Annotated in this window: 11 protein-coding genes; 2 read left to right on the forward strand and 9 right to left on the reverse strand. The window is 71.9% G+C overall.

Annotation, left to right across the window (positions count from 1 at the left end; genetic code table 11):
* The 6 genes from QUY26_RS25665 to QUY26_RS25690 form a co-directional block, all read right to left on the reverse strand.
* Positions 1-552: a DUF937 domain-containing protein gene (locus QUY26_RS25665; protein WP_289950591.1), complete on the reverse strand. Its 552-nt coding sequence runs from the start codon at positions 550-552 to the stop codon at positions 1-3.
* Positions 553-876: 324 nt separating this feature from the next.
* Positions 877-1,272, reverse strand: a complete 396-nt coding sequence (gene rbsD / locus QUY26_RS25670; RefSeq protein WP_289950593.1) for a D-ribose pyranase — start codon at positions 1,270-1,272, stop codon at positions 877-879.
* A complete protein-coding gene (locus tag QUY26_RS25675) occupies positions 1,269-2,177 on the reverse strand; it encodes a ribokinase (RefSeq protein WP_289950595.1) in 909 nt (302 codons plus the stop codon). Before QUY26_RS25675 ends, rbsD begins: the two co-directional genes overlap by 4 nt.
* A gap of 79 nt (positions 2,178-2,256) precedes the next feature.
* Complete coding sequence (locus QUY26_RS25680; RefSeq protein ID WP_436840403.1) at positions 2,257-4,239, reverse strand: ABC transporter permease/substrate-binding protein; 1,983 nt, start codon at positions 4,237-4,239, stop codon at positions 2,257-2,259.
* Positions 4,226-5,851: a sugar ABC transporter ATP-binding protein gene (locus QUY26_RS25685; RefSeq protein ID WP_289950597.1), complete on the reverse strand. Its 1,626-nt coding sequence runs from the start codon at positions 5,849-5,851 to the stop codon at positions 4,226-4,228. The genes QUY26_RS25680 and QUY26_RS25685 overlap by 14 nt, the downstream gene beginning before the upstream one ends.
* The gene (locus QUY26_RS25690; RefSeq protein WP_289950600.1) at positions 5,848-6,939 is read right to left on the reverse strand and encodes a LacI family DNA-binding transcriptional regulator; all 1,092 of its coding nucleotides are present in this window, start codon (positions 6,937-6,939) and stop codon (positions 5,848-5,850) included. Before QUY26_RS25690 ends, QUY26_RS25685 begins: the two co-directional genes overlap by 4 nt.
* Before the next feature lie 365 nt (positions 6,940-7,304).
* On the opposite strand from QUY26_RS25690, the gene recD2 reads away from it, so the two are divergent.
* Both recD2 and QUY26_RS25700 read left to right on the forward strand, forming a co-directional pair.
* Positions 7,305-9,560: an SF1B family DNA helicase RecD2 gene (recD2, locus tag QUY26_RS25695; protein ID WP_289950602.1), complete on the forward strand. Its 2,256-nt coding sequence runs from the start codon at positions 7,305-7,307 to the stop codon at positions 9,558-9,560.
* A gap of 228 nt (positions 9,561-9,788) precedes the next feature.
* Positions 9,789-11,087: a citrate synthase gene (locus QUY26_RS25700; RefSeq protein ID WP_037658581.1), complete on the forward strand. Its 1,299-nt coding sequence runs from the start codon at positions 9,789-9,791 to the stop codon at positions 11,085-11,087.
* Positions 11,088-11,741: 654 nt separating this feature from the next.
* On the opposite strand, the gene QUY26_RS25705 is transcribed toward QUY26_RS25700, so the two are convergent.
* From QUY26_RS25705 to QUY26_RS25715, 3 genes are all read right to left on the reverse strand, one after another.
* On the reverse strand, positions 11,742-14,006 hold the full coding sequence (locus QUY26_RS25705) for a heavy metal translocating P-type ATPase (RefSeq protein ID WP_289950613.1): 2,265 nt from the start codon (positions 14,004-14,006) through the stop codon (positions 11,742-11,744).
* An 83-nt stretch (positions 14,007-14,089) separates the two neighbouring features.
* Positions 14,090-14,335: a heavy-metal-associated domain-containing protein gene (locus QUY26_RS25710; RefSeq protein ID WP_289950615.1), complete on the reverse strand. Its 246-nt coding sequence runs from the start codon at positions 14,333-14,335 to the stop codon at positions 14,090-14,092.
* A gap of 139 nt (positions 14,336-14,474) precedes the next feature.
* Positions 14,475-14,675, reverse strand: coding sequence for a helix-turn-helix transcriptional regulator (locus QUY26_RS25715; protein WP_289950621.1), 201 nt, complete (start codon positions 14,673-14,675; stop codon positions 14,475-14,477).
* Positions 14,676-14,907 lie beyond the last annotated feature (232 nt).

The raw sequence follows: 14,907 nt of genomic DNA on the forward strand, positions 1-14,907 counted from the left end.
CTACTTCCTCCCGCCGCCCAGGATGTTCCCCAGCAGGTCCCCCAGATCGAACCCGTCGCCCCGGCCCCCGGCCGGGCCCGCGCCCGGCGCCGCGCCGGGGGGAGTCGGTGCCGACGCCCCGGGCGACCTGGTCTTCTGCGCACGCTTCGTGAGCACCGCGAGGACCACCGGGATCAGGAGTTCCACCGCGCGCGTCACCGTCGCCACGGGGAGGCCGGTCTTCTTCGCCACCGCGTTCGCGACGGGGCGGCTCAGCTTGCCGAGCATGCCCGCCATGACGCCGCCGCCGAGCAGGCCGCCGAGGCCGCCGCCCAGGGTGGCCACGCCCTGGAGCGGGGCCTCCTCCGTGAAGGCCTGGCGCACCTCGGCCGCCTCCGCCGGGTCGGCCGCCCGGGCCTTGTCCTGGAGGGTGCCCGAGAGCGTCGAGACCGTCTGGCCCACGACTGCCTGCGCGCCGGCCGGGTCCGTGCCGAGCACGTCGGCGATCTCCTGGAGCCTGTCGTCGCCCAGCTCGGCCAGCACGTCCTGCTCGAATGAGGTGTCGTCGCCCATGGGTGAAACGCTACGTCCGTGGGGGTTTGTCGGCACGCCGAAATCTTCCGGGGGAACTTGCCGAAGCCGTGCAACCCTTCCGCCACCATGCGTGTCGTACTGGGTGTCAGAAGCTCTGGAGGGGGGATCTGGGGGGATCCGGGGAGCATCTGACAAGGGGAGGGAAACCGAGGGGGCCCAGTCGACGGACAGGGCCCCCTCGAAACGTTCCCGGGGCGGTCTCCGCCTCCCAGGCGGTCAGCTCCGGCTCAGGCGGCCAGTCGCCTCCCAGGTGGTCAGCCCCGGCTCAGGCGGCCAGCCGCCCCCCCGGCGGTCAGCCCCGGATCAGAAGAAGACCCCGCACGTCAGCAGCGCGTTCGCGTACGGACTCGCCTCCCCGGTCCGCACCACGAGCCGCGCCCCCGCCGACCGCTCCTTCAGCTCCTGATGCGGGACCAGCCCGAGCGCCGCCCCCGGAAACCGCCGCTCCAACAACGCCGCCGTCCCCGGATTCGCCTCCCGCACCTCCCGCGCCGCCACCGCGCCCTCCACCACGAGCTCCGCGAGCAGCCCGTCCAGGACCTGCGCGAACGACGGCACCCCGGCGACGAACGCCAGATCCACCACCCGCGGCCCCGCCGGAACCGGCATCCCCGCGTCGCACACCAGGACCAGATCGCCGTGCCCCAGCTCGGCCAGCGCGCCCGACAGATGGCGGTTGAGTACCCCGGCCTTCCTCACAGCGCGGCCACCTCGGCACCCGACGGATACGACACCTGAGCACCCGCCCGCGTCACCGCGAGCGCCCCCACCCTCGCCGCGTACCGCGCCGCCGCCTCCAGGCCCTCACCCGCGCCGAGCCGCCACGCGAGCGCCGCCGTGAACGCGTCCCCGGCCCCCGTCGTGTCCACGGCCTCCACCTTCACCGAAGGCACCCGCGCCACCCCGTCAGGGCCCGCCACCAGCGCGCCCGCACCGCCGAGGGTCACCACCACCGACCTCGGGCCGAGCGCGAGGAGCCCCTTCGCCCACTCCTCGGGCGAATCCGGCACGTCCGCCCCGGCGCCCCCGAGGATCACCCGCGCCTCGTGCTCGTTCACGACCAGGGGATCGCAGGCCGCGAGGACCTCGTCCGGCAGCGGCGCGGGCGGCGACGGATTCAGGACCAGGCGCGTGCCCCCGGGCAGCACGCGCACCACCTCCGCGACCGTGTCCAGAGGGATCTCCAACTGCACCGACACCACCCGGGCCGCCTGCAAGAGGCTCCCGGCCGCGCGCACGTCCTCCGGTGTCAGACGCGAGTTGGCGCCCGGCGCCACCACGATGCTGTTGTCGCCCGACGGATCCACCGTGATCAGCGCGACCCCGGTCGGCGCGCCGCCCACCAGGACCCCCACCGTGTCCACGCCCGCCGACCGCTGCGAGTCGAGGAGCAGCCGGCCGTACGCGTCGTCGCCGACCCGGGCGAGCAGCGCCGTCCGCGCCCTGAGACGGGCCGCCGCCACCGCCTGGTTCGCGCCCTTGCCGCCCGGATGGACGGCCAGGTCCGAGCCGAGGACCGTCTCACCGGCGCCCGGCCGCCGCTCGACTGCCGTCACCAGGTCGGCGTTCGCCGAGCCCACGACCAGCAGGTCGTAGTCATGCATCGTGGTTCTGCCTTTCCCGAGTTCCCCGTGCTGTGTCGACACACCCGTACGCGCACGGCATCCGTACGCGTACGAGGCCTCACTTGAACCGTGCCACGTTCTTCTCCGTGACCACCTTCACCGGCACCTTCACCACGGCGGCGGGCTCGTTGTCGTCCTTGTCGTCCGCCGCGCGGATCGCGTTGCGCACCGCGATCCGGCCCAGCTCCGCGGGCTGCTGCGCCACCGACGCGTACAACGTCCCCGCCTCCACCGCCTTCAGGCCGTCGGGCGTGCCGTCGAAGCCGACCACCGACACCGACCTGCCCGCCTTGTCGCCGAGCGCCTTCACCGCGCCGAGCGCCATCTCGTCGTTCTCCGCGAAGACGCCGTCGACACCCGGATTGCCCTGCAGCAGGTTCGTCATCACGTCCAGGCCCTTGGTGCGGTCGAAGTCCGCGGGCTGCTTGGCCACGACCTTGATGCCGGGGAACTCCTTGATGCCCTCGGCGAAGCCCTGCCCGCGCTCCCGGCTCGCGGAGGTGCCCGCGGTGCCCTGGAGGACGACGACCTCGCCCTTGCCGCCGAGCTTGTCGGCGAGGGCCTTCGCGGCCTGCCTGCCGCCCGCGACGTTGTCGGAGGCCACGAGGGTGGCGACGTCCGCCTTGTTCACGCCGCGGTCGGCGGCGACGACGGGGATGTCCGCCTTGTTCGCGGCCCGGACGGCCGGGCCCACGGCGTCGGAGTCGACCGGGTTGACGATGACGGCCTTCATGCTCTCGCTGGTGAAGTTCTGGAGCTGGTTGGCCTGTTGGGACGCGTCGTTCTGGGCGTCCGTGACGGTCAGGTCGACGCCCGCCTTCTCGGCCTCCGCCTGCGCGCCCTCCTTCATCTGGACGAAGAAGGGGTTGTTGAGGGTGGACAGGGACAGGCCGATCTTCGTCGACGTACCGGACGAGCCGGAGTTGAAGAGGGACACCGCGGCGATCACGGCGGCCGCGACCACGGCCGCGAGCGTGTACTTCAGGGCCTGGGGGCCCTTGCGGCCGGATCCGGACGAGGTGCTGCCGACGGCGCCGCCGCCGCCCGCGCCCGCCCCGGCCTTCCTGCGCAGCGTGTCCAGGAGCACCGCCAGCGCGATCACGACACCGATGACGACCTGCTGCCAGAACGCCGACACGGAAAGGAGGTTGAGGCCGTTGCGCAGCACCGCGAGGATCAGCGCGCCGATGAGCGTCCCCGACGCCTTGCCGACACCGCCCGCGAGGCTCGCGCCGCCGATGACGACCGCGGCGATCGCGTCCAGCTCGTAGCCCTGCGCGGCCTGCGGCTGCGCGGACACCAGGCGGGAGGCGAGCACGATGCCCGCGACGGCCGCGAACAGGCCGGACAGGGCGTAGATGATGATCTTCTGGCGCTTGACGCGGAGACCCGAGAGGCGCGCCGCCTCCTCGTTGCCGCCGATCGCGTACATCGAGCGGCCGATGTACGTACGCGTCAGGATCAGGGCCGTGATCAGCCCCATCGCCACCATCACGAGCACCGGCACCGGCAGCCAGCCGCCGAGGGTGTCACCGACCTTGGAGACCGACTCCGGGAACGCGATGGGGGAGCCCTGCGAGATCACCAGGGACAGGCCGCGGCCGATCGACAGCATCGCGAGCGTCGCGATGAAGGGCGGCAGCTTCCCGTACGAGACGAGCACGCCGTTGACCAGACCGCACGCGATGCCCGTGGCGACCGCGAGGAGCACCGCGATCCAGACGGGCACCCCCTCCTTCGTCGCCGACCAGGCGAGGACCGTCGCCGAGAGCGCCGCCACCGAGCCGACCGACAGGTCGATGCCCGCCGCGACGATGACGAAGGTGACACCGAACGCGAGGATCGCCGTCACGGCCGCCTGCACGCCGACGTTGAGGAGGTTCTGCGTGGTCAGGAAGTCGCCGGAGAGCAGCGACATCGCGACCACCAGGACCACGAGGGCGCTGAGCGCGCCGTTGTCGAGCAGGACGCGGCGCAGGTCGAGGCCGCCGCCCGCGCCGCCGGTGCCCGTCTTGTCGGGGCGGGTGTCAGTGGTTGCCACGGGAGTCCTCCTTCGCGTCCCCCGCAGGGGTGTTGTCGTGCTGCGTGTGCTGCTCGTCCTGCTCGTGCCGTCCGTGGGACGCGCCGACGGCCAGCGCCATCACCGCGTCCTGCGTCGCCTCGTCCGCGTCGAGTTCGCCCGCGATCCGGCCCTGCGCCATGACCAGGACCCGGTCGCTCATCCCGAGGACCTCCGGCAGGTCGCTGGAGATCATCAGGACGGCGTGCCCGGCGGCCGTGAGTTCGTTGATGAGCTGGTAGATCTCGACCTTCGCGCCGACGTCGATGCCGCGCGTCGGCTCGTCGAGGATGAGGACCCTGGCCTCGGCGAGCAGCCACTTGCCGATGACGACCTTCTGCTGGTTGCCGCCGGAGAGGGTGCGCACGTGCTGGTGGAGCCCCGCCATCCGTACGCCCAGCTGTCCCGCGATCCGCTCGGCTGCGGCGCGCTGCGCGCCCCGGTCGACGAGGCCCGCACGGGTCGCCGCCCGCAGCGTCACCAGGCCCAGGTTCTCCTCCACGGACGCGTCGAGGACCAGCCCCTGGCCCTTGCGGTCCTCCGGTACGAGCCCGACCCCGGCGGTCATCGCCGCGTACACGTCGTGCCGGGGCAGCGCACGGCCACCGACCTCCACCGTGCCCGCGTCGTAGGGATCCGCGCCGAACACGGCCCGCGCGACCTCCGTGCGCCCCGCGCCGACCAGACCCGCCACGCCGACGACCTCACCGGCGCGCACCTCGAAACCGACGTCGTGGAAGACCCCGCCGCGCGTGAGCCCGCGGACACGCAGCAACGGCGCTTCCCCGTCCGCCTGTTGGGGCGCATCGCTCCGCTCGCGCGGATACTGCTGCTCGATGGACCGGCCCACCATGAGGCGTACGAGTTCGTCCTCCGGCGTCGACGCGGGCACCTGGCCCACGCTGCGGCCGTCCCGCAGCACGCTCACGCGGTCGCCGAGCGCGGCGATCTCCTCCAGGTGGTGGGTGATGAAGACGACGCCGACGCCGTCGGCGCGCAGCCCGCGCACGATGGCGAAGAGCTTCTCCACCTCCTCGGAGGTGAGCACGGCCGTCGGCTCGTCCATGACGAGCACGCGCGCGTGCAGGCTGAGCGCCTTGGCGATCTCCACCATCTGGAGCCGGGCGATGCCCAGTTCACGGCAGCGGGCGCGCGGCGAGACGTCCACGCCCACGCGCGCCAGGAGCTCGGCCGCGTCCGCCTCCATCTTCTTGCGGTCGATCAGGCCGAAGCGGCGCGGCTGGCGGCCCAGGAAGATGTTCTCGGCGACCGTCAGGTCCGGGACGAGGTTGAACTCCTGGTAGATGGTGGCGATCCCGAGCCGCTCGGCGTCCTGCGCGCCGTGGATGCGGACCTCCTCGCCGCCGACGAGGATCCGGCCCGCGTCGGGCTGGTTGGCGCCCGAGAACATCTTGATGAGCGTGCTCTTGCCCGCCCCGTTCTCACCGAGGAGTACGTGCACCTCCCCGCCGCGCAGGTCGAAGTCCACGCCGTCGAGGGCGACGACGCCGGGGAAGGCCTTGCGGATGCCCTCGACGCGCAGCAGTTCCGGTGCGTCCTGCACGGCGTCGCGCACCGGTGCGGGGCCAGTCATGCGTCACTCCTTCGAGTCGTGCCGGTTCCTGTCCTTGAAGTGGTGCCGGTCCTTGAGGTCGTGCCGGTCTCCGGGGCCGGGCCGGCCCCGGGGTCCTCGCCGCACGAACGGCGGACGACCAGGCGGGCCGGCAGCGTCACGGACTCCGGCGTCCGGCCCTCGATCAGGTCGGTGAGCGCCCGCACGGCGGCCCGGCCCAACTCGTCCGTGGGCTGGGCGATCGCCGTGATCGGCGGATCGGTGTGCACGAACCAGGGGATGTCGTCGAACGCGGCGAGCGCGATGTCGTGCGGCACCCGCAGGCCCCGCGCGCGGATCGCGTCGAGCGCGCCGAGCGCCATCAAGTTGTCGGCGGCGAAGACGACTTCGGGCGGCTCGGGCAGCGCGAGGAAACGCTCGGTGGCGCGCCGCCCGCTCGCGGCCTGGAAGTCGCCCTGGCCGATGTAGGCGTCCGGCAGTTCGAGGCCGTACTCGGCGAGCGCGTCCCGGAAGGCCGTCACGCGCTCGCTGCCGGTGGTCGTGGCCGCGGGACCGGCGATGATGGCGAGCCTGCGGTGGCCGAGCCGGTGCAGATGCGCGACCAGGTCCCGCACGGCGGAGCCGCCGTCGGCCCGCACCACGGGCACGTCGAGGCCGGGGATCCAGCGGTCCACGAAGACCATCGGCGTGCCCGCCCGCGCGGCGTCCAGGACGAGCGGGGAGCCGCCGTCGGCGGGGGAGACGAGGAGGCCGTCGATGCGGCGGTCCAGGAGCGTGCGGACGTGGTGGTCCTGGAGCTCGGGCCGCTCGTCGGCGTTGCCGAAGATGATGCTGTAGCCGAGCGCCCTGGCCTCCTCCTCGACGGAGCGTGCCAGCGCGGTGAAGTAGGGGTTCAGGACGTCGCTGATGACCAGGCCGAGCGTGCGCGTCTGGTCCGTCCTCAGGGACCGGGCCAGCGCGTTGGGCCGGTAGCCGAGCGCGTCCACCGCGGCGAGCACGCGCTCCCGGGCGGCCGGACTCACGGACGCGTGCGCGTTCAGGACGCGCGAGACCGTGGCCACGGAGACGCCCGCGCGGGCCGCGACGTCCTTGATGCCGACGCTTGCCACTGCCGATGCCACCTCCTCGTGGAATCGATTACACGAGGGATTGGAATCGATTACAGGGCGGCTGGCAAGGGGGGTGGGCTGGCTGAAACTCGATCGTGATTTTCGCTGGCGGGGGCGCCTTGACCAGGGGGCGCCCGTGGGGCCGACGTCCGCCCCGTCAGGGGGCGCGGGGAACTGCGCGTTCAGCGCGCGAAAAGCCGCAGACGCGTCTGCCGGGATCTCGGCAGACGCGTCCGCGGCTTTTGTTGTGGCTGGGCGCGCAGTTCCCCGCGCCCCTGACGGGGCGCAGGCATCCCGCCGGGGCGGCGGGGGCCAGGTGTACGTGCCCCTGGGGGGCTGTCAGTGGGTGGGGGTAGCTTCGGGGCATGTCCAGTGCTGCACAGCGAGGCCCCGCCGGGGTCCCCGCGCCACGCATGGCCGTCGTCGAGGGTGTTCTGGAGCGGGTGACGTACGCCAACGAGGAGAACGGCTACACGGTCGCGCGCGTGGACACCGGGCGCGGCGGCGGCGATCTGCTGACCGTCGTCGGCGCGCTGCTCGGCGCGCAGGTCGGCGAGTCGCTGCGGATGGAGGGGCGTTGGGGCTCCCACCCGCAGTACGGCAAGCAGTTCACCGTCGAGAACTACACGACGGTCCTGCCGGCCACGATCCAGGGCATCCGGCGCTATCTCGGCTCCGGCCTCATCAAGGGCATCGGCCCGGTGATGGCCGACCGCATCACCACGCACTTCGGCGTGGACACCCTCGACGTCATCGAGACCGAGCCGAAGCGCCTCATCGAGGTCCCGGGCCTCGGCCCCAAGCGCACGAAGAAGATCGCCGCCGCGTGGGAGGAGCAGAAGGCCATCAAGGAAGTGATGGTCTTCCTCCAGGGCGTCGGCGTCTCCACGTCCATCGCCGTGCGGATCTACAAGAAGTACGAGGACGCCTCCATCTCGGTGGTCCGGAACCAGCCGTACCGCCTGGCCGCCGACGTGTGGGGCATCGGCTTCCTCACCGCCGACCGCATCGCGCAGTCCGTCGGCATCCCGCACGACAGCCCGGAGCGCGTCAAGGCCGGTCTCCAGTACGCCCTTTCGCAATCCACCGACCAGGGCAACTGCTTCCTGCCCGAGGAGCGCCTGATCGCCGACGCGGTCAAGCTCCTCCAGGTCGACACGGGCCTCGTCATCGACTGCCTGGCCGAGCTGGCGGCGGACCCGGAGGGAGTGGTCCGCGAGACCGTTCCGGGACCGGACGGCGGCGACGACGTCACGGCCGTCTATCTGATCCCCTTCCACCGCGCCGAGCTGTCCCTCGCGGGCCAGGTCCTGCGGCTCCTGCGCGCGCCGGAGGACCGGATGCCGGGCTTCGCGGACGTCGCCTGGGACAAGGCGCTCGGCTGGCTCAGGGGGCGCACGGGAGCCGACCTGGCCCCCGAGCAGGAGGAGGCCGTCAAGCTCGCCCTGACCAGCAAGGTCGCCGTCCTCACCGGCGGGCCCGGCTGCGGCAAGTCCTTCACGGTCCGCTCGATCGTGGAGCTGGCCCGCGCCAAGAGGGCGAAGGTCCTGCTCGCCGCGCCCACGGGCCGCGCCGCCAAGCGCCTCGCCGAACTGACCGGCGCCGAGGCCTCCACCGTCCACCGCCTCCTGGAGCTGAAGCCGGGCGGTGACGCCGCGTACGACAAGGACCGGCCCCTGGACGCCGACCTGGTGGTCGTCGACGAGGCCTCCATGCTCGACCTGCTCCTGGCCAACAAGCTGGTGAAGGCCGTCCCGCCGGGCGCCCACCTGCTCTTCGTGGGCGATGTGGACCAGTTGCCCAGCGTCGGCGCGGGCGAGGTCCTGCGGGACCTGCTCAGCGAGGACGGGCCCGTGCCCGCGGTCCGCCTCACCCGGGTCTTCCGCCAGGCGCAGCAGTCCGGCGTCGTCACCAACGCCCACCGCATCAACGCCGGGCAGTCGCCCCTCACCCAGGGCCTGGACGACTTCTTCCTCTTCGTCGAGGACGACACCGAAGAGGCCGGGCGGCTCACCGTCGACGTGGCCGCCCGCAGGCTGCCCGCGAAGTTCGGCCTCGACCCGCGCCGGGACGTGCAGGTCCTCGCCCCCATGCACCGCGGCCCGGCGGGCGCGGGCCACCTGAACGGCCTGCTCCAGCAGGCCATCACCCCCGCCCGCCCGGATCTGCCGGAGAAGCGCTTCGGCGGCCGCGTCTTCCGCGTCGGCGACAAGGTCACCCAGATCCGCAACAACTACGAGAAGGGCGCCAACGGCGTCTTCAACGGCACGGTGGGCGTGGTCACCGCCCTGGACGCCGACGAGCAGCGCCTGACGGTCCGCACGGACGAGGACGAGGAGGTCGGGTACGACTTCGACGAACTCGACGAACTCGCCCACGCCTACGCGGTGACGATCCACCGCTCCCAGGGAAGTGAGTACCCAGCGGTGGTGATCCCGGTCACCACCGGCGCCTGGATGATGCTCCAGCGGAATCTGCTCTACACGGCCGTGACCCGTGCCAGGAAGCTGGTCGTCCTGGTCGGTTCGCGCAAGGCTCTGGGGCAGGCGGTCCGCACGGTCTCCGCGGGCCGCAGATGGACGGCGCTGGACCATCGGCTGGCGGTTCGACGCGGCGGCTGAGGGTAGGCGTCAACGCGTCGCCGACCTTTGATCGATCAAACGAGTCGGAAACGTCACACAGCACTTTCGGAACTGGGGCGAAGGGGGCAGGATGAGCAGGTTGGCGGCACTGAGTGCCGCCAATAGGCCCAATGGTCGACCCCGAGTGCACTCTCCAGGGCCAAATGGGGGATGGTAGAGACAGTCAGGGCACCTCGAAGAAGAGGCACAACGTCGGTGAGGGATGACGTGAGCGAGAACGCTAACAAGGCTGTAGTACTGCGGTACGGCGATGGCGAGTACACCTACCCGGTGATCGAGTCCACTGTCGGTGACAAGGGCTTCGATATCGGCAAGCTCCGCGCCCAGACCGGTCTGGTGACCCTGGACAGCGGTTATGGCAACACGGCCGCCTATAAATCCGCCATCACCTACCTCGACGGCGAGCAGGGCATCCTGCGCTACCGCGGCTACCCGATCGAGCAGCTCGCGGAGCGCTCCACCTTCACCGAGGTGGCGTACCTGCTGATCAACGGTGAGCTGCCGAAGGTCGACGAGCTCGCCACCTTCAAGAACGAGATCACCCAGCACACCCTGCTGCACGAGGACGTCAAGCGGTTCTACGACGGCTTCCCGCGCGACGCGCACCCGATGGCGATGCTGTCCTCCGTGGTCAGCGCCCTGTCCACGTTCTACCAGGACAGCCACAACCCGTTCGACGAGAAGCAGCGGCACCTCTCGACGATCCGCCTGCTCGCCAAGCTTCCGACGATCGCGGCGTACGCGTACAAGAAGTCGGTCGGCCACCCGGTCGTCTACCCGCGCAACGACCTCGGCTACGTCGAGAACTTCCTGCGCATGACGTTCTCGGTGCCCGCCGCCGAGTACGACCTGGACCCGGTCGTCGTCTCCGCGCTCGACAAGCTCCTGATCCTGCACGCGGACCACGAGCAGAACTGCTCGACGTCCACGGTCCGTCTGGTGGGCTCCTCGCAGGCGAACATGTTCGCCTCGATCTCCGCCGGCATCTCGGCCCTGTGGGGGCCGCTGCACGGCGGTGCCAACCAGTCCGTCCTGGAGATGCTGGAAGGCATCCAGGCGACCGGCGGCGACGTCGACACCTTCATCCGCAAGGTGAAGAACAAGGAAGACGGCGTGAAGCTCATGGGCTTCGGGCACCGCGTCTACAAGAACTTCGACCCCCGGGCGAAGATCATCAAGGCGGCGGCGCACGACGTCCTCTCGGCGCTCGGCAAGTCCGACGAGCTCCTGGACATCGCCCTCAAGCTGGAGGAGCACGCGCTGGCCGACGACTACTTCGTCGAGCGCAAGCTCTACCCCAACGTGGACTTCTACACCGGCCTGATCTACCGCGCCATGGGCTTCCCGACCGAGATGTTCACGGTCCTCTTCGCCCTCGGCCGCCTGCCGGGCTGGATCGCCCAGTGGCACGAAATGATCAAGGAGCCCGGCTCGCGCATCGGGCGTCCCCGCCAGATCTACACCGGCGAGGTCATCCGCGACTTCGTCCCGGTGGAGTCCCGCTAGCCTGCGGCCGCGACTGACCTGAGCCCCGCCTGCGCGGCGGGGTGGTGCGCCCCGTAAGGGGCGCGGGGAACTGCGCGCTCAGCGCGCGAAAAGCCGCAGTCGCGTCTGCCGGGATCTCGGCAGACGCGACTGCGGCTTTGTTGTGGCTGCTCGCGCAGTTCCCCGCGCCCCTTACGGGGCGAACGTCGGCCTGGCGGGCGCCCACTGGTCAAGGCGCCCCGGCCTATGAAAAGCACCCCGCCGTCGATCCCCCCACGGGTCGACGGTCGGGGTGCTTTCCTGTGCCCCGGTGCGGATTCCCCCCACGGGATCCGGCCGGGAGTCTGTGGTGCGGTCTGCCGGGACGCGTACGGGATCGGGAGGGCCGCTCAAAGCTCCCCGGTGCACGTGCCCCGGCCAACGCTCCCCCGAACTCGCCAGGAGCTGGGGGTACCCCCTTGGGACATCCCCCAAGATGTCCCGCGACGCCCGATGGATCCCCCAAGATCCCTCTGGTGTCGCCCTCTTAGACTCGCGAGCCCTCCTGATGGTTACGTTGCGATCGCTGTGATCTACGTCTCTTGCATATGCCATCGAGTGCACGCAAGAGGGCCCATATGCGGATATCTCGCCTGAGGTGAGAGTCCCGCGAAGACAGTGTGAAGGATCGCGAGGCTATGTGAAAGACCGCAAGCGGAGGCTGTTGGTGACGACGAACACGGAGGAGAACGCCATGGCCGCTCCGGCGATCATCGGATTGAGCAGTCCGGCCGCCGCGAGGGGCAGCGCGGCGACGTTGTAGCCGAAGGCCCAGCAGAGGTTGCCCTTGATGGTGGCGAGGGTCCTGCGGGCGAGCCGGATCGCGTCGGCGGCCACCCGCAGGTCGCCCCGGACGAGGGTGAGATCGCCCGCCTCGATGGCCGCGTCGGTGCCCGTGCCCATGGCGAGCCCCAGGTCGGCCGTCGCCAGGGCCGCCGCGTCGTTCACGCCGTCGCCGACCATGGCCACGACCCGCCCCTCGTCCTGGAGGCGGCGCACCACGTCGGCCTTGTCCTCGGGCAGCACCTCGGCGTGCACGGCGTCCGGGGCGATGCCGACGGCCGCCGCGACCGACTCGGCCACGCTCCGGTTGTCGCCGGTCAGGAGCACCGGTTCCAGTCCCAGCTCCCGCAGTCGGCGTACGGCCTCCGCGCTGGAGTCCTTGACCGTGTCGGCGACCGCGAGCAGCCCGCAGGCCACCCCGTCCAGGGCGACGAGGACGGCGGTGCGGCCCTCGGCCTCGGCCCGCTCCCGGGCGGCGGCGAGCCCCGCCAGGCCGGTGACGCCCGCGTCGGCGAGCAGCCGTTCGCGCCCGGCGAGCACCTCGCGCCCGTCCACCGTGCCGCGCACCCCGGCCCCGGGGACGTTCTCGAAGCGCGTCGGCACCGGCAGGGCGCCCGCGTCGAGGCCGAGCCGCTGGGCGGCGCCCGCGGCCACAGCCCGAGCCACGGGGTGCTCGGAGGCGTGCTCCAGGGCGCCCGCGAGCCGCAGCAGCTCCTTCTCGTCGGTCGACTCGGCCGCGTACACGTCCTGAAGGGCCATGCGGCCCGTCGTCACCGTGCCGGTCTTGTCGAGGACGACCGTGTCGACGCGACGGGTGGACTCCAGGACCTCGGGGCCCTTGATGAGGATGCCGAGCTGGGCGCCGCGGCCGGTGCCCACCAGCAGGGCGGTGGGCGTGGCGAGGCCGAGCGCGCAGGGGCAGGCGATGATCAGCACGGCGACGGCGGCCGTGAACGCGGCGGCCGCGCCCACGCCGTTGCCCAGCCAGAAGCCGAGCGTGGCCACAGCCAGTGCGATGACGACGGGCACGAAGACCGCGGCGACCCGGTCGGCGAGCCGCTGCACCTCCGCCTTGCCGCTCTGCGCGTCCTCGACGAGCCGCGCCATGCGGGCCAGTTGGGTGTCGGCGCCGACGCGTGTCGCCGTGACGACCAGGCGCCCGCCCGCGTTCACGGTCGCGCCGGTCACCGCGTCCCCGACCGTGACATCGGCGGGCACGGACTCGCCGGTCAGCATCGACACGTCGACGGCGGACGCGCCCTCGACGACGGTGCCGTCGGTGGCGACGGTCTCCCCGGGCCGGACGACGAAGCGGTCCCCGACGGCGAGCCGCCCCACCGGGACCCGTGTCTCGGCGCCGTCGGGGCCGAGCACGGACACGTCCTTGGCGCCGAGTTCGAGCAGGGCCCGCAGCGCCGCGCCCGCCTTCCGCTTGGAGCGGGCCTCCAGATAGCGGCCGAGCAGGATGAACGTGACGACGCCCGCGGCCACTTCGAGGTAGAGCGCCGACGAGCTGTCGCCGCGCGCGATGGTGAACTCGAAGCCGTGCCGCATGCCCGGCTCGCCCGCCGTGCCGAGGAACAGCGCCCACACCGACCAGCCGAACGCGGCGAGCGTGCCGAGCGACACCAGCGTGTCCATGGTCGCCGCGCCGTGCCGGGCGTTGGTGAGCGCCGCCTTGTGGAAGGGCAGCCCGCCCCACACGACGACGGGCGCGGCAAGCGTCAGGGACAGCCACTGCCAGTACTCGAACTGGAGCGAGGGCACCATCGCGAGCACCACGACGGGCAGCGCGAGGGCGGCGGACACGAGCAGGCGCTGCAGGAGCCGGTCGGCCTCGGTGAGGTCGGTGCTGACGGGCCGGTCGGCGGCGTCGTCGCCCGGCCCGGCGTCCGGCGGGGGCGGGACGATCTCGCGCGCCGAATAGCCGAGCTTCTCGACGGTGGCGACGAGTTGGCCGACCTCCACCCCGTCCGCGTAGGCGACCTTCGCCTTCTCGGTGGCGAGGTTGACCGACGCGGTCACGCCCTCGATCCGGTTCAGCTTCTTCTCGATGCGGGCCGAGCAGGAGGCGCAGGTCATTCCGCCGATGGCGAGTTCGACCTCGGTGGTGTTCATGGCGGCTCTTTCGGGGGAAAGGCGCCGGGCCCCGCGGCCGTGGGTGGCGTGCCGCGGGGCCCGGAGGAGGGGTGGTGCGGCGGTCAGGCCTTGCCGACGAGCTCGTAGCCGGCCTCGTCGACGGCGGCGCGGACCGCCTCGTCCTCCAGCGCGGCGGCGGAGACCACGGTCACCTTTCCGCTGGCGGCGTCGGCCTTGACCGACTGCACGCCCGCCAGCTCGCCGATCTCCTCGGCCACGGCGCCCTCGCAGTGGCCGCACGTCATGCCCTTCACGTCGAACACCGTGGTGACGGAGCCGGTCTGCGAGGTCGGGGCGTTGGCGGTCATGTCGTTCTCCTCGATGAAGGGGTGTGGACGTGTCGGACGTCTGCGCACGTGTGGGGTCCCGCTGGTTCCAGGGAACCCCTGACGTGCTTCACACTATACCCCTAGGGGGTACTCATCCAAGAGGGGTGCCGGTCCTGTCTCAGCTGTCCTTGCGGGTGCGGTTGCCGGGCCGGGACGCGACCCAGGCGCGGATGGTGTCGGCGTACCAGTAGGGCTTGCCGCCCTCGACGTGGTCCGGCTCGGGCAGTAGGCCGTGCTTGCGGTAGGAGCGCACGGTGTCGGGCTGGACCCGGATGTGCGCTGCGATGTCCTTGTACGACCAGAGCCTTCGGTCGGTCATGGGTGGCTCCTCCCTGCGCGCGCCCAGGGCGGCCGGTACGGCCGACGGGGGAGCTGGGCGCGGCACTGGCGATCACTCAGCCTGTGCCCCGTGAACGACGCAGAGTGACCGCGTGGGGGCGTCTGTCGACTGGCTGTGACGCAAGACCCGCGTACATGCGACATGTGTGACAGGAAAGGGGTGTTTATGACGGAAGCGTCGCAGGCGAAGGGCGTGGGCGCGGGGCGTGTAC

Source organism: Streptomyces flavofungini, from assembly GCF_030388665.1.
In the GTDB taxonomy this organism is placed as follows: domain Bacteria; phylum Actinomycetota; class Actinomycetes; order Streptomycetales; family Streptomycetaceae; genus Streptomyces; species Streptomyces flavofungini_A.

Excerpts from the sequence above, each read along its gene's own strand:
- QUY26_RS25665 (WP_289950591.1), bottom strand. The coding sequence starts at position 552 with ATGGGCGACGACACCTCATTCGAGCAGGACGTGCTGGCCGAGCTGGGC.
- QUY26_RS25675 (WP_289950595.1), bottom strand. The coding sequence starts at position 2,177 with ATGCATGACTACGACCTGCTGGTCGTGGGCTCGGCGAACGCCGACCTG.
- QUY26_RS25685 (WP_289950597.1), bottom strand. The coding sequence starts at position 5,851 with ATGACTGGCCCCGCACCGGTGCGCGACGCCGTGCAGGACGCACCGGAA.
- recD2 (WP_289950602.1), top strand. The coding sequence starts at position 7,305 with ATGTCCAGTGCTGCACAGCGAGGCCCCGCCGGGGTCCCCGCGCCACGC.
- QUY26_RS25705 (WP_289950613.1), bottom strand. The coding sequence starts at position 14,006 with ATGAACACCACCGAGGTCGAACTCGCCATCGGCGGAATGACCTGCGCC.
- QUY26_RS25710 (WP_289950615.1), bottom strand. The coding sequence starts at position 14,335 with ATGACCGCCAACGCCCCGACCTCGCAGACCGGCTCCGTCACCACGGTG.
- QUY26_RS25715 (WP_289950621.1), bottom strand. The coding sequence starts at position 14,675 with ATGACCGACCGAAGGCTCTGGTCGTACAAGGACATCGCAGCGCACATC.